We start from the raw sequence: 24,666 nt of genomic DNA on the forward strand, positions 1-24,666 counted from the left end.
TACACATCCTGACAACTTCAAGACAGTGCCCGATGCGGTTGCAGAGCGTCAATCCTGGGGGTATTAACCGTATGAATCCTCCTGCTTTTCGAGCGTGCGCAGATTTCATTGCCCCGAACGCAAAAAGGCCCTTCTTTCGAAGGGCCTTCTTTTTTGCTGCATGTAACTGAGCCTGACGATGACCTACTTTCACACGTGTTGACGCACTATCATCGGCGCAACGTCGTTTCACGGTCCTGTTCGGGATGGGAAGGGGTGGTACCGACGCGCTATGGTCATCAGGCTTAACTTGTAGAATCCTCTGTGGGGGCCGTTGATCTGGCTCCCTCAGGGGACGCAATTCGGAAGAAGTAAAGAAGTACAACACACACCTTGAAATCATCTTCAGTGTGCAGTTAGCGGGCGTGATGCATCAACAATCGCATACGCCATACTCGTCGTCTCTAACCCATCAAGGTTATAGGGACAAGCCTTACGGGCAATTAGTACTGGTTAGCTTAATGCATTACTGCACTTCCACACCCAGCCTATCAACGTCCTGGTCTCGAACGACCCTTCAAAGGAATCAAGTTCCTGGGAAATCTCATCTCAAGGCAAGTTTCCCGCTTAGATGCTTTCAGCGGTTATCTCTTCCGAACTTAGCTACCCGGCAATGCCACTGGCGTGACAACCGGTACACCAGAGGTTCGTCCACTCCGGTCCTCTCGTACTAGGAGCAGCCCCCTTCAAATTTCCAACGCCCACGGCAGATAGGGACCAAACTGTCTCACGACGTTTTAAACCCAGCTCACGTACCACTTTAAATGGCGAACAGCCATACCCTTGGGACCGGCTACAGCCCCAGGATGTGATGAGCCGACATCGAGGTGCCAAACTCCCCCGTCGATATGAACTCTTGGGAGGAATCAGCCTGTTATCCCCAGAGTACCTTTTATCCGTTGAGCGATGGCCCTTCCATACAGAACCACCGGATCACTATGTCCTACTTTCGTACCTGCTCGACTTGTCAGTCTCGCAGTTAAGCACGCTTATGCCATTGCACTATCATCACGATGTCCGACCGTAATTAGCGTACCTTCGAACTCCTCCGTTACACTTTGGGAGGAGACCGCCCCAGTCAAACTGCCTACCATGCACTGTCCCCGATCCGGATAACGGACCAAGGTTAGAACCTCAAACAAACCAGGGTGGTATTTCAAGGTTGGCTCCACGAGAACTAGCGTCCCCGCTTCAAAGCCTCCCACCTATCCTACACAGATTGGTTCAAAGTCCAATGCAAAGCTACAGTAAAGGTTCATGGGGTCTTTCCGTCTAGCCGCGGGTAGATTGCATCATCACAAACATTTCAACTTCGCTGAGTCTCGGGAGGAGACAGTGTGGCCATCGTTACGCCATTCGTGCAGGTCGGAACTTACCCGACAAGGAATTTCGCTACCTTAGGACCGTTATAGTTACGGCCGCCGTTTACTGGGACTTCAATCAAGAGCTTGCACCCCATCATTTAATCTTCCAGCACCGGGCAGGCGTCACACCCTATACGTCCACTTTCGTGTTTGCAGAGTGCTGTGTTTTTATTAAACAGTCGCAGCCACCAGTTTATTGCAACCCTTTCGTCCTTCCTCCGCAGGGAGGTCAAACTACAAGGGCGTACCTTATCCCGAAGTTACGGTACCAATTTGCCGAGTTCCTTCTCCCGAGTTCTCTCAAGCGCCTTAGAATACTCATCTCGCCCACCTGTGTCGGTTTGCGGTACGGTCTCGTATGACTGAAGCTTAGAGGCTTTTCTTGGAACCACTTCCGATTGCTTCGCTTATAAATAAGCTGGCCTCAACCCCTTGAATTACGCACCCGGATTTACCTAGATGCCTTCTACAAGTCAAGGACCGGGACTTCCAACACCCGGACAACCTTCCGCGATCCGTCCCCCCATCGCATCATACGACGGTGCAGGAATATTAACCTGCTTCCCATCAGCTACGCATCTCTGCCTCGCCTTAGGGGCCGACTCACCCTGCTCCGATGAACGTTGAACAGGAAACCTTGGGCTTACGGCGTGGAGGCTTTTCACCCCCATTATCGCTACTCATGTCAGCATTCGCACTTCTGATACCTCCAGCATCCTTTACAAGACACCTTCGCAGGCTTACAGAACGCTCTCCTACCATATCGACGTCATAAATGACGTTAATATCCGCAGCTTCGGTGACTGGCTTAGCCCCGTTACATCTTCCGCGCAGGACGACTCGATCAGTGAGCTATTACGCTTTCTTTAAATGATGGCTGCTTCTAAGCCAACATCCTGACTGTTTTAGCCTTCCCACTTCGTTTTCCACTTAGCCAATCTTTGGGACCTTAGCTGGCGGTCTGGGTTGTTTCCCTCTTGACGCCGGACGTTAGCACCCGACGTCTGTCTCCCTTGCTCGCACTCATCGGTATTCGGAGTTTGCAATGGGTTGGTAAGTCGCGATGACCCCCTAGCCATAACAGTGCTCTACCCCCGATGGTGATACAAGAGGCACTACCTAAATAGTTTTCGGAGAGAACCAGCTATCTCCAAGTTTGTTTAGCCTTTCACCCCTACCCACAGCTCATCCCCTAATTTTTCAACATTAGTGGGTTCGGACCTCCAGTGCGTGTTACCGCACCTTCATCCTGGCCATGAGTAGATCACTTGGTTTCGGGTCTACACCCAGCGACTGAACGCCCTATTCGGACTCGATTTCTCTACGGCTACCCTATACGGTTAACCTTGCCACTGAATGTAAGTCGCTGACCCATTATACAAAAGGTACGCAGTCACGGATCAAGTCCGCTCCTACTGTTTGTATGCACACGGTTTCAGGATCTATTTCACTCCCCTTCCGGGGTTCTTTTCGCCTTTCCCTCACGGTACTGGTTCACTATCGGTCGATATCGAGTATTTAGCCTTGGAGGATGGTCCCCCCATCTTCAGACAGGATTTCGCGTGTCCCGCCCTACTTGTCGCAAGCCCAGTTCCACACCAGATATTTCGTGTACGGGGCTATCACCCACTATGGCGCCAATTTCCAGTGGCTTCCACTATATCCGATGCTAAATCTTGCAGGCTCTTCCCATTTCGCTCGCCGCTACTTTGGGAATCTCGGTTGATTTCTTTTCCTGCAGCTACTTAGATGTTTCAGTTCGCCGCGTTCGCTTTGCAACCCTATGTATTCAGGTTGCAATGACCATTAAGGCCGGGTTACCCCATTCGGAAATCTGCGGATCACAGCGTGTTTGCTCGCTCCCCGCAGCTTATCGCAAGCTACTACGTCCTTCATCGCCTGATATCGCCTAGGCATCCACCATGTGCACTTAGTCACTTGTCCCTATAACGTTGACCTCTGATCCTCCATTACGCTCCGTGAAGAGTGCCGTGGAGAACCAAAGACGGTATAGAATCAACTGAGTACTACGTATGCACTTGCACCTTTGTAACCGCTTGCGCGGTCCAGCTAGATGCAAGCATGTTGAATCCATGTTTGTTGATTACAATCACTACCCACCAGCGCCTTTAATTCTCGCTTTCACGAGTCTCATCGACACTGATAAATCTTTACTTCTTCCAAATTGTTAAAGAGCGAACAGCTCATGGTTTCTTGTTATAAAAAACCAAACCTAAAGACCTTGTGGCGCTGCGCGCCACCTGTACTTAGGTTTGCATTTTTATGTCTCTGGTGGAGGTTGACGGGATCGAACCGACGACCCCCTGCTTGCAAAGCAGGTGCTCTCCCAGCTGAGCTAACCCCCCCAGGGTTCTACTGCACTTCTTTACTCTGCTTCTTGGTGGGTCTGGTTGGGCTCGAACCAACGACCCCCGCGTTATCAACACGGTGCTCTAACCAACTGAGCTACAGACCCGCTTGAACCCGCGCCACTTCACCACGACATATCACCACACTCTCGTGCACTTCCTTATCATCGCTTGCTTGTTTTTACTGCTTGCTGTTCTTCTCTCGACTAACAGCTGATAAGTGTGGACACAGGGCTTCCGCGCATGCTCTAGAAAGGAGGTGATCCAGCCGCACCTTCCGATACGGCTACCTTGTTACGACTTCACCCCAGTCACGAATCCCACCGTGGTAAGCGCCCTCCTTGCGGTTAAGCTACCTACTTCTGGTGAAACCCGCTCCCATGGTGTGACGGGCGGTGTGTACAAGACCCGGGAACGTATTCACCGCGACATGCTGATCCGCGATTACTAGCGATTCCAACTTCATGCAGTCGAGTTGCAGACTACAATCCGGACTACGATACACTTTCTGGGATTAGCTCCCCCTCGCGGGTTGGCGGCCCTCTGTATGTACCATTGTATGACGTGTGAAGCCCTACCCATAAGGGCCATGAGGACTTGACGTCATCCCCACCTTCCTCCGGTTTGTCACCGGCAGTCTCATTAGAGTGCCCTTTCGTAGCAACTAATGACAAGGGTTGCGCTCGTTGCGGGACTTAACCCAACATCTCACGACACGAGCTGACGACAGCCATGCAGCACCTGTGTACTGGTTCTCTTGCGAGCACACTCTGATCTCTCAAAGCTTCCAGCCATGTCAAGGGTAGGTAAGGTTTTTCGCGTTGCATCGAATTAATCCACATCATCCACCGCTTGTGCGGGTCCCCGTCAATTCCTTTGAGTTTTAATCTTGCGACCGTACTCCCCAGGCGGTCTACTTCACGCGTTAGCTGCGTTACCAAGTCAATTAAGACCCGACAACTAGTAGACATCGTTTAGGGCGTGGACTACCAGGGTATCTAATCCTGTTTGCTCCCCACGCTTTCGTGCATGAGCGTCAGTGTTATCCCAGGGGGCTGCCTTCGCCATCGGTATTCCTCCACATCTCTACGCATTTCACTGCTACACGTGGAATTCTACCCCCCTCTGACACACTCTAGCCATGCAGTCACAAATGCAGTTCCCAGGTTGAGCCCGGGCATTTCACATCTGTCTTACATAACCGCCTGCGCACGCTTTACGCCCAGTAATTCCGATTAACGCTTGCACCCTACGTATTACCGCGGCTGCTGGCACGTAGTTAGCCGGTGCTTATTCTTCGGGTACCGTCATTAGCCCACCGTATTAAGATGAACCGTTTCTTCCCCGACAAAAGAGCTTTACAACCCGAAGGCCTTCTTCACTCACGCGGCATTGCTGGATCAGGGTTGCCCCCATTGTCCAAAATTCCCCACTGCTGCCTCCCGTAGGAGTCTGGACCGTGTCTCAGTTCCAGTGTGGCTGGTCGTCCTCTCAGACCAGCTACTGATCGTCGCCTTGGTAGGCTTTTACCCTACCAACTAGCTAATCAGATATCGGCCGCTCCACGAGCATGAGGTCCTTGCGGATCCCCCACTTTCATCCGTAGATCGTATGCGGTATTAGCGCAACTTTCGCTGCGTTATCCCCCACTCCAGGGCACGTTCCGATATATTACTCACCCGTTCGCCACTCGCCACCAGGGTTGCCCCCGTGCTGCCGTTCGACTTGCATGTGTAAGGCATGCCGCCAGCGTTCAATCTGAGCCAGGATCAAACTCTTCAGTTTAATCTCTGTGTTTTATGTCCTCTCGGACATGGTCATTGCTGACCGGTCGCTCACTCAAAATACTGACAGGATCAATCTTTCAATCTTTCCTATATTTCTTCGTGAGCACTTGCTATATGTAAAGACTCCGTAGCAACCTAAGCCACCACAGTGCACTTCCACCAAGTGCCCACACTTATCAACTGTTAATTGTTAAAGAACTTACCGCACCATCCACAACACTTCGATTACCCTCACCGACCGTGCCGTCTTCTGTGCTGCTGACAAAGCGTTTTGTTTGTCTGCGCTTCGATGTCGCTGAAGCAGGAGGCGAACTATAGCCAATCCGCCCTCGGCGTGCAAGTTATACGGGTAAATAATTTAGATGATTGCGTAGGGCGGGTCTAACTTGAGTCTCTGCGCAGGATTGAATCTCTGCGCAGGAAGCAAAATCGCTCGATACCCACCCCAAGCAACAAAGAGCCCAGACTTGATTTTCGCGGTGAGCGAGGATTTTGCCGACCTAAACAATAAGGTGCACCTGCACGTTTATGTTTTCTACCGTACCGTTCGCTCCCTGTACTAAATTGGCCTGTCTTGGGTATTGCCATCGAATACGGAGCAGAACAAACGAGATTTACGGCATGAACTGCAACAACTGCGTAACGCTGGAATCCTGCTGGCACTGGCGACCACCGTTCTGTTTGCCTTATTTACGATATCGCGCCGCTGTTAGGAGGAGTTACAGGAGTCGGTCCGCGAGGCCTGACGCGGACCTTGTTCCTGATCGGATTGGACCCGACAATCGGCAATTACATCGGGGGACGATTAGCTGACTGGCGTCTGGGTACAGCAGTTGCCGGCATCTTGGCCGTCATGGCACAAGCCTCAGCCGCCATCAATTGGACTAGTTCGGCAATAACCCCCGTCGAAATCAATTTGTTCGTATGGGCAATGGCTGGCTTCGCTACCGTACCGGCACTACAAATCAACATGATGAAATTCGGCAAAGTAGCGTCCAATCTGGCATCAACTCTCAACATTGCGACTTTTAATGTTGGAAATGCAGTAGGTGCCTGAATAGGCGGAATAGTTATTGCCAAAGGGCTGGGACTTCCTGCCGTCCCGCTAGCGGCGGCTGTATTGGCGCTGGCCGCGTTGTTGCATACACTGATCGCCAACCACTTGGATCAGCAACCTGAACCAGTCAACAAAATATTGCCTGCAACTACTTAAGATTTTGTGGAATATCAACAAGATGAGGACTCACCATTGATTGACGAGTCCGACTGACAACAAAGTCTGGCAGGCGGGATACTCAGCACGATGGCAGGCTGTCACATGCGGGACACCATTCACGAAACGGAGAAAAAATTGACGTACACCGGTGCATGTCTATGTGGTGGGATTCAGTTTGAGATACAGGCAGAACTCAATCCGGTCCAGGTTTGTCATTGTTTGCAATGTCGCAAAGCACAGGGGGGGCCGTTTGCCACCAACATACCGGTAGCAAAGGCGACCTTCGTACTTAACAGCGGCAGCGAATTACTTCATCAATACGAATCCTCCACTGGCAAATTCCGGCATTTTTGCAAGAATTGCGGCTCACCAGTCTATAGTTCGCGGGAAACACTCCCGGACTTAGTGCGCGTTCGCGCCGGGCTAATTAACGAATCGATCACCGCCGGGGTCGCATTTCATGCACATGTCAGCTCAAAATGTGAATGGTTCCCCATCGATGACGATCTACCGCAGTTTCAGGAAGCCTCTGTTCCGGCACCCGATTAACGACCTCTAAGCTGACGCCGAAAATCAAATACTCAGTGCGTCACCAATTCGTAAATCACATCTTCGCTGTCAATCATGTCGAGGATGTCATTCAGCACATCATCGCTTTGCGTACTCGTCCATGTTTCTTCCGGGTCGCTGGCGAACATCGGCTCGATGGCGATATCAAGAAATTGACCGTCAGGAAGCTTAATTACCTGACCTCCAGTCGACGTTTTTACAAGCTCCCAGCCCTCGGGAATAGACATTTCCAGTTTGATCGTCACGTTTAATTTTTTCATTTGGTTCTCTTTGTTCTTGACCCGTCGAGAGTCGTTAAAGCCATCCAGTGCCATCTATGCGACTGATTCGATGTCACAGATGGAAGTTGCCGGAGTTTGCCTGATTAATCTCGTGCCGTCCGGACAAATTACCGGCGCAAATGAATGTGCTGTCACTGCGAACGGCATGTCGACTCCATGCCGCTCAGCACCATGCTCGCAGTAATACTGTTATGCAAAATCAACTGCGCAGAATAATTTCTATCTGTACGCCCGCAACAACTTTGTTGTAATGATTACTAAGGAAAATTAATTTTCTGATCAAAAAACTACGGGTATCAACCTGACTTTGACCGGGGCAGCAACCGCTACAACGACGTCGATACCAGATCAATGCGTCGCTGCAAGCGCGCTATCCCTACCGCATCGCCATGCTCCCGCGCACCCTTTATCTGCACTCCTAACCATGCCAGCAGAGGTCGTCGCCAGCCTTGTGCAGACGCAACCTCAGTGGCGGCAATCATGTCTGCCTGCGTCAACCGACCATTTTGTAACAACACGCCTGCCGCAATCAGCAGTGCCAATGGATCCTCGATAGTACTGACCGCCGTACCCGACGAAGCGAGCATTGCGCGATGCTGCACGGGCAACAGCGCCACATCAATGTCTTGCCAATGCGCTGTCAGATAGGCGGCATAAGTGCGCTCGACCTTACTCGCACTGGTCGCTAGCGCTTGATAACCGGCACACTGATCGAACTCAAGACTGGCGACCCGCACGGCGCATCGCACCAACTCAGCACGTGCCAGTAAATCGGGCCGCCCGGTGCTGCTGATTTCGGTCCGGGCGCGTGCAAAATCCAGATCCGCAGTTCTGGTATTTCCCTTCAGATAAGTTGAGGTGAAACTGTCGATAGCGCTGTAGGCGTTGCCTTGCCAGTCCGGTGTCACAGGCTTGCTGGCACAGCCGGCGAGTATCAGAGAGAACAACAGGAGCGATGAGGCTGGGGAAAGTATTTTCATGGGAGCTTGATTTGTGTGTCACGGGCGAATGGCCACTTGCGGTTGATCTCGTCGACCAGGCTGGTCACCTTGCGCAGACTGTTGTCGACCTCGGCACGCAAGCTGCCCAGGTCGTTGGTGGCAACCCGCGCGTTAGCTCCGACAGCCTGTGCTTCTGCCAATACTGCATCGACTTTTTTGAGACTGGAGCGAGCATCGGCAAGTACCGCGTTGAGTTGGACGATGGTCGCCTGGGCATCGTCCATGACGCCCTGCTTGCCGAAGACGCGCTGATCGGTTTTAGCCAGCAGCGTATTGACGTTGTCGAGCGTACCGACCAGCTTCCTGGCGTTTTCGTCGCTGCCTAGCGCACCACCCAGTAAACCATATTTGCCAGACAAATTTGCGGTCGCGCCCTGAACATTGGCCAGACTGGCATTGAGCGGCGAATCATCGGCAGTCATCTTGCCGAGGTTATCGAGGAGATTGCGCGCCGCAGCGACCAATCGCGGGATTTCAGCCGCCGTATCACCACGCAACACCGTACGTACCGCGTCGGGTGGCAACGGCGGATCAGAAAATATTCCGGTGAAAGCACGAATACGGGTATCGCCCACCATACCGCGTTCCATCGTGAAAATACTGGAAGTGCGTAGCCAATGGGCGTCTGTGTGCGGGACATCGACCAGAATGCGCGCCTTGCCGTCTGGCGATAATTCGATGCGCTGCACCCGTCCTACCGGAAATCCTGAAAATGTGAGGTCCATGCCGACGATGACGCCTTCCGAATCGTCCGACACCAGCACCAGACGTTGGGTGCTTTCGAATACGCCACGCGCATACATGACGTACAACAAAAAGCTGGCGACAAGTGTCGTCATGACAACGAGCAAGATCACCGCCTTGAATTCTACGTGCGTGGCGGGAGTGGTTTCCGGTTGATTTTCCATGAGCTCCGTAAGATTGAAATCAGATGTATTTGATGGCAAGAGATCCTGCTTCGATCAGTAACAGCACAGTCAGAAGCCGGATCGCCCCGGGCTGGACCGTCGATGAGGACGGTCTCTGCAGACGCGACGCCTCAAGAAGCGCCGCCATGGGTATCACGGCGACAGCCATACCGAAGAGCAGGGTTTTTAGTGCAAAACCAATCGTGACAATGGGATCAAACACGCGCCCAACTGTCCTGGTGTAGTCGGCCAAACCCCACGGCAGCAAACCGTACACATTGACATAAGCAAGCACCAGCACGATGACGCTGCTGACCATAGCCAAGCTGACAACAGCAAAAGCGCTTGCGATGACTTGCGGCACCACTTCGCTGCGCAAGCGCTTGAGGTCAACGCGCGTCAGGTTATCCGGCTCGAAACGACCTGGCAACGCTGAGCTCGCATTAAAGGCCAGGCCGGCACGCAACGCAACGAACATTGCCGCTGACAGCGGAATCAATTCCAGCACTAATACCCGCACCACCATTTCGAGCGCATATTGGGACAATCCGTAACTGATGGCAGTCACGACAACGATCCGGATCACGACCTGGCAGACCAGCGCGCTGAGCATCGTGAACCAGAGCAGGACTTGCCAGGTGCTGGCGTAGATATACCTGGAAGTGGTCGCCCTGTTGGCCCTGTAATACGTGGATGGCGAGAACGCCATCACCAGCGTAATCGCGCCGAGATGAAACATCGCCCACCAACTCAGGGCCATCCCCAGCAGGCCCTGCCCCCACATTGCAGGTTTCATGGTCAGAAATGAATTTATTCGCATCGCTGCATCATAACGCACCCACTTCACGAAAAAATCACCGACAGGGGCGAGAGCCCTGCCGGTGATTCTATTGGACCCGCGGTCGACCAGTCGATTAACGTTGACCAGGCACGATCACGACGGTGTCGCCAGATGGGGTGGCGCGCGCGCCAGCGGCACCGCGTGCACCGGCACTACCCGTTGCGCCCGTGTTACCGGTTGCACCGGTGTAACCGGTCGCGCCAGTCGCACCGGTATCCCCGGTGTAACCGGTCGCTCCAGTATTGCCGGTAGCGCCGGTGTAGCCTGTAGCGCCGGTGTAGCCGGTGGCTCCGGTCGCTCCGGTGCTACCGGTCGCACCGGTATAACCGGTTGAGCCGGTATTTCCGGTGGCGCCAGTGTAGCCCGGCTCCCCCTGCGGACCAGCGGGACCGGCCGGCAACGTGATACATCCACCAAGTGCGAGCAGTGCGGCAATTGCAACGAGCTGTTTTGAATACATCATGATGATTTCCTTTTTTGCTAACGGGAACTACGCACGATATTGTGGGCAGCCAGCCAGAAATGATCGGTCTCCGGCAACAGCGATCAACTTTGGCCGATCAAGCCATCACTATTGCGAGGCAAAGCGACCGGTTTGACACCCGGTGCCTGCCTGCCTTGAAGTGCAGACTACCCCCATCGCTCGCGTTGCTTGGTTCGGTACCGCGCATACCAGGGACTTGTTACGAACTCTTACGGGTCTAACTCCCGCACAGCCATAACGGAGTCTGATGACTTGAAAAACCCGCACCTTGGCATACCTGAACGGCGCCAGGCCGACAGAGCGACAACGCCGGCTCATACGGTCTGATGCATTACAGCATTGGCAACCAGCGCGACTGGCAAAAAAAAAGCCCCGTGGTCAAGGCGACCGCGGGGCATCGTGAGTTACCGTTGGACCGGCCGCAGCCGGTTCAATCAGGCAGCCGGCGCTTCAAGTGATTTCTGATAGGCGGCAACGCCCGACATGATTTCTTCCTTGGCTTCTTCCGGCCCTGCCCAACCCTCGATCTTTACCCACTTGCCTTTTTCCAGATCCTTGTAGTGCTCAAAGAAATGCTGGATCTGTTGCAGGCGCAAATCATTCATGTCTTCCGGCTTTTGCCAGTGGGTATAAATCGACAGCACCTTGTCGACAGGCACGGCCAGTACCTTGGCATCGCCGCCGGCTTCGTCGGACATTTTCAGAACGCCAATCGCACGGCAGCGCACGACAACGCCTGGAAACAGCGGGAACGGCGTGATTACCAGAACGTCGACCGGATCGCCGTCATCGGAAATGGTACGCGGGACGTAACCGTAGTTGCACGGATAGTGCATCGCCGTACCCATGAAGCGATCAACGAAAATAGCACCGGATTCCTTGTCGACTTCGTATTTAATCGGATCGGCATTCATCGGGATTTCGATGATGACGTTGAAGTCATTCGGTAAGTCGCGTCCGGCAGATACGTTATTCAAACTCATGATGCTCTCTCAGTGGTAGGGAAATTCGTTTGGAAAATGGGGGCGACCAGTCAGGAGAGCCGGCGCACTGACGGGTGGACCTGATCGAGCAGTCCGGCGAGCGCACACTGCCGGTAATGTGCGCTGGCTTGTTCAGCTTGATTCAGTGACTCGTGCAATTGCGCCAGCTTCAGATGGATAGCGCGCAGGGTCTCGGTCTCGCTGGCATCCGACAGCGCATGCTCCAGATGTCGCTGGGCCTTGCCCCAGAGCTTTTGCTTCAGACAGAGCGTCGCCAGCGTCAGGGCTAGCTCAGGATCAGTCGGGCGCTGCATCAGCCAGGCTTCGCAATGCTCGATCTGGGCCAGCAACGCAGCACTTCCTTCTGCAGCAGCGACGCCGCGATAAGCCATGATCAAACGGTCATCCCATTCGACGGCCAGCGCGCGCTCCACGATAGAGCGCGCTTCATCGGCCAGACCACGACTACCAAAGGCTTCGGCTGCACGGACAGCCACAAGCGGCGTGGTCCGATCCGATATCGGCACGCCAGCCCACACCCGACGGATCGATTCAGCATCATTGCTGCGATCAGAGAGTAATGCGTCGTAAGCAAGCTCACGCAAGCGGCGCGAAGCAGCCGGATGCATGGCGTTGTTCTTGTCCAGCGTGCGCACCAGCCGCAGCACTTCCGACCAGTGACGCGCCTGGTAACTTGCTTTGAGCGCCAGACGCAACACATGGATATGCCGTGTTCCACTGGCGTTTAACTCGTCGACCGCGGTCAGCGCCCGTTCAGGCTGGTGGTCATCTACCAGTAATTCCAGTGCCGTCATCAGGCGCGCCGTACGCAAACCACTGTCCTCAGCGGCAATATTGAGCCAGTCGTCGCGGCGCGCGGTCTGTTGCATGCGATGCGCGGCGCGCGCGCCGATGAGCGCTGCCAAACCCGTATTATCAGGCGATACACCAGCCCTGGTCGCGGCCTTTTCCGCATGGCCAAAACGGCCCTCGAACAAGGCTTTCAAAGAATCGCGCAATGCCCGGTTGCCTTCCCGCTCGCGTTTGTCACGCCGGTAAGCGGCCACCCGTGACGGCATTTTCTGGGTAATTGACAAGGCATTAATCAGCAGGAAGCAAAGCCAGAAGAGCACGGCCAGCAATAACAAGAAAAAATTCAGCGACAGATCAATCCGGTAAGGCGGATAGAAAAACACCACGTTGCCAGGATTGAAACGCGATGCCACGGCCAGACCAACGGCGATCGCGAACAGGAGCAGGAGACGAAGTAGGAGTCGCACTATGGTTTGGCTTTGTAATTACGCACGGCGTTGAGGCTTTCGGACAAAGTCGGCATCTCGATCGACAGATTGCTGGCCTGGATTTGCTTGAGCAAAGCCTGGGTAACCTGGGTCTGGCGTGCACGGGTATCGAAGTACTTGGTGATCGCATCCTGTGACGCAATCATGTCGCTGCGAAACGCACTTTCATTGCGTGACAGCAGTGCCAGACGGGCATTGAGCAAACGCAGCTTGAGATTCTCGCGGGCATAGTAAGCCTGCGTCGGCGACAGCAGCAGCGCATCGGATGTGTCGACACTGCGCACCCGGATCAGCTGGCTGACCTCGGTCCACATCTCGCTGCTCAAACTATTCCATTTGTTACGCAGTTCGTCCGGCCAATCGCTGGGCGGGTTGCCATGCCCTGCTGCAGGCTTGGCAATTTGCTCGGCCCGAACCGGTGTACGCCGGCTGTTCTTCGGCGCAGCGGCAAGCACGGCAGGCTTTTCATCCGACAACAAGGGCATGCCATCGATCTGGCTGATTACGCTATCAAGCCGCAGTGCGATCCCTGTCAGGTCCAGCGACGGCAATGACTTCAGCCGATCGATGTCCCGGGCAATGGCCCGGCGGATGGTAATGAATTGGGGTTTGTCCGAGCGCGACAGGCTGCGGTCAGCGTTTTGCAAGGCAATCAGTGCGCCCTGCACATTGCCGGCAAGCTGCAATTGCTGGCTCGCGGTCGACAAGACCTGTTCAATTTCTGCCAACGCCCAGTCATCGCGATTTTTCGACAAGTCCTGATACAGCTGCTCCAGCGACAATTGCTGGCTCTGCGCTTCGGTCTGCCGATTTTCGAGGACGCCCACTTTGCTCTGCAATTCGCGGGTGCCATCCTGCAGTGACTTGACGATGCCTTTGGTTTCGCTATTGCTGTTGTCACCAGCTTGCAGCCGCTGCGCCGCTTCGGTCCGCAGGTTGTGCATCTCGGAACGCCAGGACCACCATTGGGCCACAAGCAGAACTGCCAGCAAAGTAATGAGCGCATACAGCAGCCATTGCGAGGAAGCAGGCCGCGCCAACGGCAAATGGGAAGGGTCGGAGCGCTCGTCTACGGCAGGAGCAGTTGGCATAACGCCGGAATTTGGGAGGGGTGGCGTATCGTTCATGGCGTGGATTGTAACGCGGTAAGTAGCCCTTCGTCGCCCGATCCTGTCAGGGTAACAGTGCGAAAACCCAATGAAAGCGCTGTTTCAGCGATCCTGCGGTGCGGTACAAAGAGCGTCATGCGTTGTATTTTATCCACACCTGATTCGGCATCAACTTGTTGCACCAAATGCATTAGGACCTGTAATGCCTCGGAGCTGGTAACCACCCAGTCGCCTTCCAGTTCCAACAGATCAGTCAGTCGTTGCCGCAGCACGTCGTCGAGCATCGGTGCGGCGCGGCGATAGGCCGCGACCTGCTGCACTGAAATGCCAGCATCGCGCAGCGCGTCAGCGAGCAATTCACGGCCACTTTCACCGCGCACAATCAACACCTGTTGTCCCTGCAGCCGGGACAAGTCCAGCGCCTCCAGCAGGGTTTGCGAATCAGTGCGTTGCGTATCAAGCGGGCTGGTAATCCGGTACGGACCATCGACCACGCCATGCCGGGCCAGTGCGCGCCGGCTACCCTCGCCCATCACCGCCAGCGGCACGGATGGCGGCCACGATGCAATCCGGGCAAACGTCGCATCGATGGCGTTCGGGCTGACGAATGCCACCAGCGCAAATGACTCCAGTTGCGCCAGCACCGCTTGCAATGCCGACGTATCCGGCAACGGGAGAATCTCCAGCAAAGGCAGGATGACGACCTCGCGATCCCCGTCGCGCAATTGCTGCGCCAGAGCCAGCGATTGCGCCAGCGGACGGGTGATGACGAGCGGGCGCGGCATCAGGGTACGATCAGTTCGCTGCCTTCGACAGCGGCTTCGGCCTTGCAGATCGCGAGGATGGTTTCCGCATCCTGGCCGCGCAGTGCATCGGCCACTTGCCGGCCAACGGCTTCCGGGTTATCGGCCGGACCACGTGCTTCGGCGCTCGCCACGCGCACGCCGTCGGGTGTCGCCACCATCGCCCGTAAATGCAACTGGTCACCGTCGACGATCGCAAAAGCGGCCAACGGAATCTGGCAGCTACCACCAAAAGCACGTGACAAGGTGCGCTCTGCCTGCACGGCACGCGCCGTCGCAAGGTGATCGAGCGGTGCCAGCAGCGCTGCCAGATCAGACCGGCCGGACTTGATCTCGATGGCCATCGCGCCTTGCCCCGGTGCCGGCAAACTGTGCTCCGGCTCCAGCGCCATGCGGATACGCTCCGGCACGCCAAGTCGTTTCAGTCCCGCCGCGGCCAGGATGATGGCCGCGTATTCACCGCGATCGAGCTTGCCCAGACGGGTATCGAGATTGCCGCGCAAGGGCCGGATCACCAGATGCGGGAAGCGCGCCGCAATCAATGCCTGCCGACGCAGGCTGCTGGTGCCGACCACGGCACCGGCCGGCAACGCCTCCAGCGAGGCGTACTCGTTCGACACAAAGGCGTCGCGCGGATCTTCGCGCTCAAGAAAGGCCGCCAGCATGAATCCGTCTGGCAACTCCATCGGCACATCCTTGAGCGAATGCACCGCCAGATCGGCACGGCCTTCGGCGATCGCTACTTCGAGTTCCTTGACGAACAGTCCCTTGCCGCCAACCTTGGACAAGGTGCGATCGAGTATCTGGTCACCACGGGTGGTCATACCGAGAATTTCGACAACACACTGCGGATATAATGCGGCGAGCCGATCGCGGACATGTTCGGCCTGCCACATGGCCAGCCGGCTTTCACGAGAGGCGATCACGAGCTTTGCTGGAATCGAGACTATTGACACGTTTTCTTTCAGTTGTTGGCAGCACCGCAGTACCTGTCGCTGTACCGGTTCGGGCTGATTCGAAGGCGCAAAGCTTATCATGCGTCGTTCGCACTTCCTGCTGCCGGCCAGCCCATTCACCGCAGCACCAACCACGCCGACCGACTCCACTATGGCCAAACACGCCCGCACTGCCCTGCCTGATGACGACAAAGACGCCCCCCTGAAAGAAGATATCCGCCTGCTCGGCCGCTTGCTCGGCGATGTCTTGCGCAGCCAGGAAGGCGATGCCGTCTTCGAGGTTGTCGAAGGTGTGCGCCAGACCGCCGTGCGTTTTCGCCGCGACGATGAACCGCAATCCGGTGCAGACCTGAACAAGATGCTCAAAAAGCTGACGCGCGAGCAAACCATCTCGGTGGTGCGCGCGTTTTCCTATTTTTCGCACCTGGCCAATATTGCCGAAGACCAGCATCGCAACCGCCGACGCCGCGCCCACCAGATGGCCGGTTCGGCAGCGCAGCAAGGCACTGTCAGCTGCGCGCTGGCACGGCTCGATCACGCGGGCGTCACCGGCGCAACCGTGCGCGAGTTTTTCAAGGAAGCGTTGATTTCACCGGTCCTGACCGCGCATCCGACCGAAGTCCAGCGCAAGAGCATTCTTGATGCCGAGCACGATATCGCCCGCTTGCTGGCCCAGCGCGATCAGCCGCTGACACCGCGCGAGAGCACCCGCAATACCGAATTGCTACACGCCCGCATTGCAACGCTGTGGCAAACCCGCATGCTGCGCTATTCCAAACTGACAGTAGCCGACGAAATCGACAACGCGCTGTCGTATTACCGGATCACCTTCCTGCGCGAACTGCCGGGCCTGTACGACGACATCGATGAAGAAGTAGCACGGCAATTCCCCGCCAAGGCAGGCGAAAAGTCGAGCCCGTCCACTTACGTACAAATGGGCAGCTGGATAGGCGGCGACCGCGACGGCAATCCGAACGTCAACGCCGGCACGATGGAACACGCGCTCAAGCGCCAATCCACCACCATCCTCGATTTTTATCTCGAAGAAGCCCACGCACTCGGTGCCGAACTGTCGATCTCGACCTTGCTGGTCGATGTCAGCCCGGCCTTGCAGGCGCTTGCCGATGCCTCGCCGGACCGGTCGGTCCATCGCACCGACGAGCCGTACCGGCGCGCACTGGTAGCCATCTATGCCCGCCTGGCGGCAACGGCACGCTCGCTGGGCGCGACCAACATCCTGCGCAAGGAAGTCGCGTTGGCGATCCCGTACGCCGCCGCCGGCGATTTCGCTGCCGACCTGCAAGTGCTGGCCGATTCACTGGCCAGCCACCATGGCGAATTCCTGATCAAGCCACGGCTGGCAGTCCTGAAACGCGCAGCCGATATCTTCGGCTTCCATCTGGCCACACTAGACATGCGCCAGAGTTCCGACGTCCATGAACGCGTGCTGGCCGAGCTGTTCGCCAGCGCTCGCGTCGAAACCGACTACGCCGCGCTCGACGAAGTCCGGAAGATCGCCTTACTGCAGGCAGAACTGGCGCAACCGCGCCTGCTGACGTCGCCGTACCAAACCTACAGCGCCGAGACCAGTTCCGAACTGACCATCCTGCGCACGGCCCGCACGATCCGCGAACGCTACGGCGCGCGCGCCATCCGCAACTACATCATTTCGCACACCGAAACCGTCTCCGACTTGCTCGAGCTGTTGTTACTACAAAAAGAAACCGGCCTGTTGCGCATCGGTGCCGATGGCGTCGATGGAGCCGAACTCGACCTGATGGTCATCCCGCTCTTCGAAACCATTCCCGACCTGCGCCTGGCGGCGAGCATCATGGAACAGTGGATGGCGCTGCCGATCATGACCGGACTGATTGCGCGCCAGCACCAGATCCAGGAAGTGATGCTGGGCTATTCCGACTCCAACAAGGACGGTGGTTTCCTGACCTCGACGTGGGAGCTGTACAAGACCGAAACCCAGCTGGTGCAGGTGTTCGATCGGGCCGGCGTCAAACTGCGCCTGTTCCATGGCCGCGGCGGCACCGTCGGTCGCGGCGGCGGCCCGAGCTACGAAGCAATCCTCGCGCAACCGGCCGGCACCGTGAACGGCCAGATCCGGCTCACCGAGCAAGGCGAAATCATTGCCTCGAAGTTTTCCAATCCCGAAATCGGCCGGCGCAATCTGGAGCTGCTGGTCGCGGCGACGCTCGAAGCGAGCCTGATGCCGCAGATTGTCGATGCCAAACGCGCCAAGAAAAGTGCCGGCTTTGAAGCGGTCATGGAGCAATTGTCGGAGCGTGCCTACCGCGCCTATCGCCATCTGGTCTACGAAACGCCGGGCTTCACGGATTACTTCTTCGAAGCCACGCCGATTGCCGAAATCGCCGAACTCAACATCGGTTCGCGCCCGGCCTCGCGCAAGGCCACCCGCCGGATCGAAGATTTGCGGGCGATTCCGTGGGGCTTCTCGTGGGGACAATGCCGTTTGCTGCTGCCGGGGTGGTACGGTTTTGGCAGCGCGATTTCCGAATGGCTCGATGACGCCAGCGAAGGCAAGAGCCGCGCGGCAAAACTGACCACGTTGCGGGCGATGGAACGTGACTGGCCGTTCTTCAATACGCTGCTGTCGAACATGGATATGGTGCTCTCGAAAACCGATCTGGCAATGGCATCGCGCTATGCCGAACTGGTGGTCGACAAAAAACTGCGCACCAGCATTTTCAAGCGCATCACCGATGAACACGCGCGCACGATCGCCTGCCTGTCCGACATCACCGGCACCAGTGAAAGACTGGCCGGCAATCCGTTACTGGCGCGGTCGATCAAAAACCGTTTCGCCTACCTCGATCCGCTCAATCACTTGCAAGTCGAACTGATCAAGCGCCACCGTGCCGCGACCCAGGGCGAGCAAGCACAGGACGAGCGAGTCCGGCGCGGCATTCACCTCTCCATCAACGGTATCGCTGCGGGCTTACGTAACACCGGCTGATCACGGTGGCAGGGAAAAGGCCGCGGTCGCCATCACCGACTCCCTGCCCGGTGAGCGCAACAGCCATCGTGACGTGTTTTGATTTTGATGCGGATCAACTGGAAAAATGACGCTTCTTTTGTCTTTAAGGCCTGCACAACCTCCGACCAGCCTGGCACGTACCCCGCAGAAAAATAACACCTACCTAAAGTCGATGCTTACTAGGGAGGAAGTGTTCAATTTACTTACCACCAACTTGGCGCATAATCTTTGCGATCAACAAGCCAACGTAAGTTTGACAACTCCTTTTTGACTTCGCACGATCTGTCCATGCGCCTGCAAAATAAAACACGACATCCCTCCGAATACGGTGCCTGCGAGCCCGGCGAACTGATGCACCTGATGTCATCAGGCCAATCCGTGCATCGGAACACAACGTCATTCGCACTAAAACGCGTGCCATGACGCCATTACCGGATGCCAGCGATGCAACCGCAGTCCTGCAAGCCGAGACGGCCGCATTACGCGAGCAGGTCATGAGCTTGCAGGCAGAAATCCGCCACTTGCGCACGGTCGTGAGTCAAAACGAATCGCGCGACGAAAACATGGTGCAACTGCGCGAAGCCAACGAGAACCTGGTTCTGGCCACCTTTGGCGCACAAGACCTGCAAGCCAGTGCCGAAGCCGACAATCACGCAAAAGAAGAATTCCTGTCAATGCTCGCGCATGAATTGCGTAACCCGCTGGCACCCATCGTGATGGCCAACGCCTTGATCGGCAAGCTTCTGTCTGCCCATCCGATGCTACCCAGGCTGCATGGCATTATCGACCGCCAGGCACGGCATCTGAAGCGACTGGTTGAAGACCTGCTCGATGCCTCCCGGATCAATAGCGGACGAATCACGCTGCAACGACGACCGGTAGCGCTGTCCGAAATCATCGACAGTGCCATCGAAACCAGCCAGCCGGTGTTCAGTTCGCGCAATCAGAAACTTCATCTCGCCATGACGACGGAAGCGATCACGCTGGATGGCGATGCCGTCCGCCTGGCCCAGGTTTTTTCAAATCTCCTGATTAATGCTGCGAAATTTTCTGCTATCGATGCAGCGATTCACGTCGTTGTCAGCAGTCATGCCGAGACAGTAAAAATCGTTGTCAGGGACACCGGTGTCGGCATTGCCGCTGCCTTCCAGCCCTTCATTTTTGACCTGTTCAAGCAGGGGCCGAACACGCTGGACCGGGCCCAGGGCGGACTCGGCATCGGCCTGTCACTGGTGCGGTCTATCGTTGGCATGCATGACGGCAGCGTCAGCGTCTACAGTGCCGGACTTGGCCACGGCAGTGTGTTCACCGTGATCCTGCCCACGTGCGCGGGCAGCCTGCCGGCCGACAGCATCACCACGCCGGTCAGCGCTCGCGCAGGCCGCAGTCGCATCCTTCTGATGGAAGACAATGCCGATGCCAACGACACCCTGACGCGCCTGCTGACGCTCGAAGGCTATACAGTCGACTCCGCACTTGATGGCCGTGACGGCATGCTGATGGCAACCGCAACGCCGTACGACATCCTCATTTGCGATATCGGATTGCCGACGATGAACGGCTACGAGGTCATCGCGACGCTGCGCGCATCGCTGAAGACGATGCCCTTCATCATTGCACTAAGCGGCTACGATCAGGCCCATGACCGACAGCGCGCGGTTGATGCCGGCTTCGATCACTTTTTGGTCAAGCCAGCCTCCATTGACGTCCTGCTCGACCTGATTTCTTCGGCCTCCGCGCGCTAATGCCGCTCGTTTTACGCACGCGGCCCCGCGCTAACCTCTATCATCAGGAACACTCAGGTCACATCCTGGCTTTTTCTTGTTTTATTGCATCACAATCAGACATTAACTATGGCAACAATCAACGCTGATCGGCACGAGATGATCCGGAGCGCCGTCCTGCAGCGGCCTGACGAGTTCCTCGACATTACCGTGCAATTGTGGGAACAACTCGCGACGAAACTGATTTCGCTTATCGGCGAAAACGGCTTTCAGTCGCTCTATGTACGCAGCGTGCACCTGACCCGGGCGACCTATCCGTGGATCGTCGAAGGTAATCCTGCACAACCATCGGACAACCGCTTCGCCGGACTGCAAAACAGTCTCGCCGGACACGAACTCGAGGTCGCCAGTGCGGCAAGCATTTTATTGCTGACCACTCTGGTCGATATCATCTCGCTACTCATCGGCGACCTATTAATGACCCGAATTTTATGCTCTGCGTGGGATAACGACGCGATCGATACCGCTGGCAAGGAACTGGAAGAATGAAAAATAAAGTCAGCATCAAACGTCTTCCCACCGGCGTCCCCGGACTCGATAATCTGCTCGGTGGCGGCCTGCCCGAATTCTCGTTCAACCTGATCGCCGGCACGCCCGGCAGCGGCAAGACAACGCTGGCGCACCAGATCATGTTTTCCCTGGCTAATCCAGATCGGCGCGCGCTGTTTTTTACCGTGCTCGGCGAACCGCCACTGAAGATGCTGCGCTATCAGCAGCAGTTTCCGTTTTTTGACATCGATAAAATCAACAACTCGATCAAATTCGTCAACCTGGCGGCCGATCTGCTCGGTGGTAATTTTGACCGTGTGCTGGCGCGCATCGATGAAGAGGTCCAGAGCTTCGGGCCAAGCCTCGTTTTCGTTGACTCGTTCCGTTCGGTGGTGCAATCGGCCAGGACAATGGAGGGCGGCGCTTTCGGGCTGCAGCATTTTGTCCAGCAGCTCGGCATGCAAATGACCAGCTGGCAAGCCACCACCTTCCTGATCGGCGAGTACCTCGCCCCGGAAGCAGAATCGAGCTCGGTCTTCACGGTCGCCGACGGCATCCTGTGGATGTCCCAGCTGGTGCATCGTGACGCGATGATCCGCAAGATCCAGGTCGTCAAGATGCGCGGGCAGGCCCAGAGTCCCGGCGTCCACACCTTCCGGATCAACGATAACGGCGTCGAAGTCTTCCCCCGCGCGATGATCCAGTCCAATTTGCCTAACGATATCGTGATCACCGGAGACCGGCGACTGTCGACCGGCGTGACCGAACTGGACCACATGATGGGTGGCGGCCTGCCGGCCGGCTACTCGTGCTTGCTGGTGGGGCCGTCCGGTTCCGGCAAGACCATCCTGGCCACGCAATTCCTGGCCGAAGGCGTCCGCAATGGCGAGCCCGGTGTCGTCGCTGCTTTCGAAAAAAGTCCGAACCAGTTGCTCAGCCATCAGCTCAACCTGATGGTCGAACGCGGTGAAGTCGGCTACATCAATACCCGCACGCTGGACCTGTCGATCGATGAAATCCTGCATGATCTGGTCACCATGATCACGCGCATGCAAGCCAAACGGGTGGTGATCGATTCGCTGTCAGGGTTTGAACTGGCGCTGGCCTCGGTCTTTCGCGAAGACTTCCGCGAAGCGCTGTACCGGATGGTCGCGGTACTGACCGGTATGGGTGTGACGGTGCTGATGACGGCCGAACTCGAAGACCACTACGATTTTCTGCGCTTCAGTTCTTATGGCAATGCCTTCCTGGCCGATGCCATCGTGATGCAGCGTTACGTCGAAATCGCTGGTGAATTCAAGCGCGTGATGTCGGTCGTCAAGGTGCGTGGCAGCGCGCACAGCAAGGCAATCCGTTTCTTTGACATCGTCGGCGATGACCTGGTCATCGGCGGCAACACCAGCGAATATCAGGGCATCCTGTCAAACCAGTTGCACAACCAGCACTGACGCTGATCAGCAAGGTCGGCAAGGCCCCGCTTCACAAGCTACTTCACCAGCGCCTTGATGGTAGCCCACTGCCGGCGTGAAATCGGCAGGCGCTGGCTGGTACCGGACAAGATCACTTGCCAGGTATCGAGGCTGCGTCCGGCACCGTCCTCCCCCTGCACCGGCAAGTCCAGCTGGACCCGCTCGACCCCGGTAATCGCCGCGCGCGCCACCAGCGCATTGCGGTGTACCCGCACGAAGACTTGCGCCAGTTCTTCCTCGATCGACAGCAGCGATTCTTCGATCAGGTATTCGCGGCTACCGGTGCGCAGCGTGACGTACTTGGTTTCGGCCTTCAGATAAAGCACATCGGTCACCGGCACCAGCAACAGCCGGCTCCGTTCGTGCACCGGAAAATGCTGGCGCGTCGTACGCAATTCGTGCGCCGTCGCCGCGATCGCTTCCTGCTGATGACGATGCAGGCCGGCGGCGCGCAGCAGCGCTTCGGCCAGTCGTTCCGCGCGGACCGGCTTGAGCAAATAATCGAGCGCGTGAACCTCGAACGCCTTGAGCGCAAAGTCATCAAAAGCGCTGATAAAAATGATCGCCGGCGACGTCGCCAGGTGCGTGCCCAGCAACGCCGCCAGTGCAATGCCGGACATGCCCGGCATCTGTACATCCAGCAGCACGATGTCGGGACATTGTGCCGGTGCCAGTGCCGCCAGCCCGTCCAGCGCCGACTGCGCATCGACCGCCTCGCCGACCACCTCGCACGGACACTGCTGCGCGATATCGGACAGCACATCACGCAAGCGCGCACGGGCCGGCGCTTCATCATCGACAATAAACAAACGTAATAGACGCAGGCTCATCGCGGGACTTTCTTGTAAGGGATTAGCAGCCGGACTTCAAAATTGCTACCGACGATACCGGCGCTCAACTGCGATTCGAGGTCGTAGAGCAAACGCAAACGGCCACGGATATTGTCCAGCGCCATGTGATTGCCATGCGCTATCGGCTTGTTGCCGTGCCACGGATTGCTGATCACGACCGTGATGCTGTCACGCACGCGGCGCAGCTCGACCCGGATCAACGCTGGCGTAGTGCTTTGCTCGACACCGTAATGCACGGCGTTTTCAAACAGCGGTTGCAAGAGCAGCGACGGTATCTGCGCCTGCTGCAAGACATCGGCATGGATGGCGCTGGTGTCCCACTGCACTTGCAGGCGCTCACCGAGGCGGATTTTTTCCAGCGACAGATACTGCTCGCACAAGCGGATTTCATCGGCCATCGAAGTCATGTCGCGGCCATCGCGCATCAGGACCCGAAACAGATCCGCCAGATCTTCGAGGGCGGTTTCGGCGCGACGCGGTTCACTGCGGATCAGCGCCAGCACGGCATTGAGACTATTGAACAAAAAATGTGGCCGGATGCGCGCCTGCAGCGCCTGCAAGCGCGCCTCGCCCAGCGCCGGTGAAAACGCCCGCGCCCGCAATTCCAGATAGTGCTGCAGCGCCGCGCCAAACAAGGCGGCCAATAGCACGCTGTCAAGCACCGACAAGTCAGGAAAACTATGGTGAAACCATTCCAGCCGCAGCAAGAGCCGCGCGATCAGCGCAGCGACCAGCGCCGGCACCAGCGCGCACAGCGAACGTTGCTGCCAGTGCAGCAGCACGCTGGCACGCCGCCGCAATCCGCACAGACACACCAGCGACAGCATGCAGACCAGTTCGATCAGCAGCGAACATTCGATGAAGGCCAGCATTCCGGCACGACCACTGGTTGCCGGCAGCATGATGGCGGCCAGCATCACGAGGTTGACCAGGCCCAGTACCCGCAGGATAACGCCGGTATTGCAGTAATCCGGGATCACGCTGGCGGCGGGGTCGGCAGTCCTGGCAGGCACGATGGGCGCATTAGGCACAATAGGCATCGATGACTCTATTC

The 24,666-nt window shown here is 56.7% G+C and carries 18 protein-coding genes, 2 tRNA genes and 3 rRNA genes; 6 read left to right on the forward strand and 17 right to left on the reverse strand.

Translation table 11 applies throughout. From position 1 onward, the window contains the following. Positions 1 to 170: 170 nt before the first annotated feature. From rrf to RHM62_RS12820, 5 genes are all read right to left on the reverse strand, one after another. Positions 171 to 283, reverse strand: a 5S ribosomal RNA gene (gene rrf, locus RHM62_RS12800). A 178-nt stretch (positions 284 to 461) separates the two neighbouring features. Continuing rightward, a 23S ribosomal RNA gene (locus RHM62_RS12805) occupies positions 462 to 3,347 on the reverse strand. A gap of 346 nt (positions 3,348 to 3,693) precedes the next feature. Further along, a tRNA-Ala gene (locus tag RHM62_RS12810) sits at positions 3,694 to 3,768 on the reverse strand. A 34-nt stretch (positions 3,769 to 3,802) separates the two neighbouring features. Further along, positions 3,803 to 3,879: transfer RNA gene (locus tag RHM62_RS12815), tRNA-Ile, on the reverse strand. A gap of 145 nt (positions 3,880 to 4,024) precedes the next feature. Further along, positions 4,025 to 5,557 (reverse strand): 16S ribosomal RNA (locus tag RHM62_RS12820). Together the 16S, 23S and 5S rRNA genes with 2 tRNA genes alongside form the textbook arrangement of a ribosomal RNA operon. A gap of 756 nt (positions 5,558 to 6,313) precedes the next feature. Here RHM62_RS12820 and RHM62_RS12825 point away from each other — a divergent pair. Beyond that, complete coding sequence (locus RHM62_RS12825) at positions 6,314 to 6,616, forward strand: hypothetical protein (RefSeq protein ID WP_322122478.1); 303 nt, start codon at positions 6,314 to 6,316, stop codon at positions 6,614 to 6,616. A gap of 261 nt (positions 6,617 to 6,877) precedes the next feature. Then, complete coding sequence (locus RHM62_RS12830; RefSeq protein WP_322122479.1) at positions 6,878 to 7,324, forward strand: GFA family protein; 447 nt, start codon at positions 6,878 to 6,880, stop codon at positions 7,322 to 7,324. 32 nt (positions 7,325 to 7,356) lie between these two features. Here RHM62_RS12830 and RHM62_RS12835 read toward each other — a convergent pair whose 3' ends face one another. From RHM62_RS12835 to hemC, 10 genes are all read right to left on the reverse strand, one after another. Continuing rightward, entirely contained in the window at positions 7,357 to 7,605 is a 249-nt protein-coding gene (locus RHM62_RS12835; protein WP_009665305.1) for a hypothetical protein, read from the reverse strand. A gap of 347 nt (positions 7,606 to 7,952) precedes the next feature. Next, entirely contained in the window at positions 7,953 to 8,606 is a 654-nt protein-coding gene (locus RHM62_RS12840; protein ID WP_322122480.1) for a hypothetical protein, read from the reverse strand. After that, positions 8,603 to 9,535 carry an MlaD family protein gene (locus RHM62_RS12845; RefSeq protein ID WP_322122481.1) on the reverse strand — a complete coding sequence of 311 codons (933 nt, stop codon included), beginning with the start codon at positions 9,533 to 9,535 and terminating at the stop codon, positions 8,603 to 8,605. Before RHM62_RS12845 ends, RHM62_RS12840 begins: the two co-directional genes overlap by 4 nt. Before the next feature lie 19 nt (positions 9,536 to 9,554). After that, a complete protein-coding gene (locus RHM62_RS12850) occupies positions 9,555 to 10,331 on the reverse strand; it encodes an MlaE family ABC transporter permease (protein WP_322122482.1) in 777 nt (258 codons plus the stop codon). A gap of 118 nt (positions 10,332 to 10,449) precedes the next feature. Then, the gene (locus RHM62_RS12855) at positions 10,450 to 10,839 is read right to left on the reverse strand and encodes a collagen-like protein (protein ID WP_322122483.1); all 390 of its coding nucleotides are present in this window, start codon (positions 10,837 to 10,839) and stop codon (positions 10,450 to 10,452) included. A gap of 455 nt (positions 10,840 to 11,294) precedes the next feature. Further along, positions 11,295 to 11,843 (reverse strand): inorganic diphosphatase, encoded by a 549-nt coding sequence (gene ppa / locus RHM62_RS12860; RefSeq protein ID WP_322122484.1) that lies wholly within the window; start codon positions 11,841 to 11,843, stop codon positions 11,295 to 11,297. 50 nt (positions 11,844 to 11,893) lie between these two features. Further along, the gene (locus tag RHM62_RS12865; RefSeq protein ID WP_322122485.1) at positions 11,894 to 13,123 is read right to left on the reverse strand and encodes a heme biosynthesis HemY N-terminal domain-containing protein; all 1,230 of its coding nucleotides are present in this window, start codon (positions 13,121 to 13,123) and stop codon (positions 11,894 to 11,896) included. Then, the gene (locus RHM62_RS12870) at positions 13,123 to 14,235 is read right to left on the reverse strand and encodes a uroporphyrinogen-III C-methyltransferase (protein ID WP_322122486.1); all 1,113 of its coding nucleotides are present in this window, start codon (positions 14,233 to 14,235) and stop codon (positions 13,123 to 13,125) included. The genes RHM62_RS12865 and RHM62_RS12870 overlap by 1 nt, the downstream gene beginning before the upstream one ends. Before the next feature lie 32 nt (positions 14,236 to 14,267). Continuing rightward, a complete protein-coding gene (locus RHM62_RS12875; protein ID WP_322122487.1) occupies positions 14,268 to 15,038 on the reverse strand; it encodes a uroporphyrinogen-III synthase in 771 nt (256 codons plus the stop codon). After that, the gene (hemC, locus tag RHM62_RS12880) at positions 15,038 to 15,982 is read right to left on the reverse strand and encodes a hydroxymethylbilane synthase (protein WP_322122488.1); all 945 of its coding nucleotides are present in this window, start codon (positions 15,980 to 15,982) and stop codon (positions 15,038 to 15,040) included. The genes RHM62_RS12875 and hemC overlap by 1 nt, the downstream gene beginning before the upstream one ends. A 181-nt stretch (positions 15,983 to 16,163) precedes the next feature. Here hemC and ppc point away from each other — a divergent pair, with 181 nt between their 5' ends. The 4 genes from ppc to RHM62_RS12900 all read left to right on the forward strand — a co-directional run bounded on the left by ppc (position 16,164) and on the right by RHM62_RS12900 (position 22,740). Continuing rightward, positions 16,164 to 18,998, forward strand: coding sequence for a phosphoenolpyruvate carboxylase (gene ppc, locus RHM62_RS12885; RefSeq protein WP_322125408.1), 2,835 nt, complete (start codon positions 16,164 to 16,166; stop codon positions 18,996 to 18,998). Positions 18,999 to 19,438: 440 nt separating this feature from the next. Continuing rightward, positions 19,439 to 20,764 carry a hybrid sensor histidine kinase/response regulator gene (locus RHM62_RS12890; RefSeq protein WP_322122489.1) on the forward strand — a complete coding sequence of 442 codons (1,326 nt, stop codon included), beginning with the start codon at positions 19,439 to 19,441 and terminating at the stop codon, positions 20,762 to 20,764. A gap of 108 nt (positions 20,765 to 20,872) precedes the next feature. Next, positions 20,873 to 21,292, forward strand: coding sequence for a hypothetical protein (locus tag RHM62_RS12895; protein ID WP_322122490.1), 420 nt, complete (start codon positions 20,873 to 20,875; stop codon positions 21,290 to 21,292). Further along, positions 21,289 to 22,740 carry an ATPase domain-containing protein gene (locus tag RHM62_RS12900; RefSeq protein ID WP_322122491.1) on the forward strand — a complete coding sequence of 484 codons (1,452 nt, stop codon included), beginning with the start codon at positions 21,289 to 21,291 and terminating at the stop codon, positions 22,738 to 22,740. Before RHM62_RS12895 ends, RHM62_RS12900 begins: the two co-directional genes overlap by 4 nt. A 38-nt stretch (positions 22,741 to 22,778) precedes the next feature. On the opposite strand, the gene RHM62_RS12905 is transcribed toward RHM62_RS12900, so the two are convergent. Together RHM62_RS12905 and RHM62_RS12910 are read right to left on the reverse strand one after the other, a co-directional pair. Continuing rightward, positions 22,779 to 23,591 (reverse strand): LytTR family DNA-binding domain-containing protein, encoded by an 813-nt coding sequence (locus tag RHM62_RS12905; RefSeq protein ID WP_322122492.1) that lies wholly within the window; start codon positions 23,589 to 23,591, stop codon positions 22,779 to 22,781. Further along, positions 23,588 to 24,652, reverse strand: coding sequence for a sensor histidine kinase (locus RHM62_RS12910; protein ID WP_322122493.1), 1,065 nt, complete (start codon positions 24,650 to 24,652; stop codon positions 23,588 to 23,590). Before RHM62_RS12910 ends, RHM62_RS12905 begins: the two co-directional genes overlap by 4 nt. Positions 24,653 to 24,666 lie beyond the last annotated feature (14 nt).

Origin of the sequence: Actimicrobium sp. CCC2.4 (assembly GCF_034347385.1) — a bacterium.
Lineage (GTDB): Bacteria > Pseudomonadota > Gammaproteobacteria > Burkholderiales > Burkholderiaceae_D > Actimicrobium.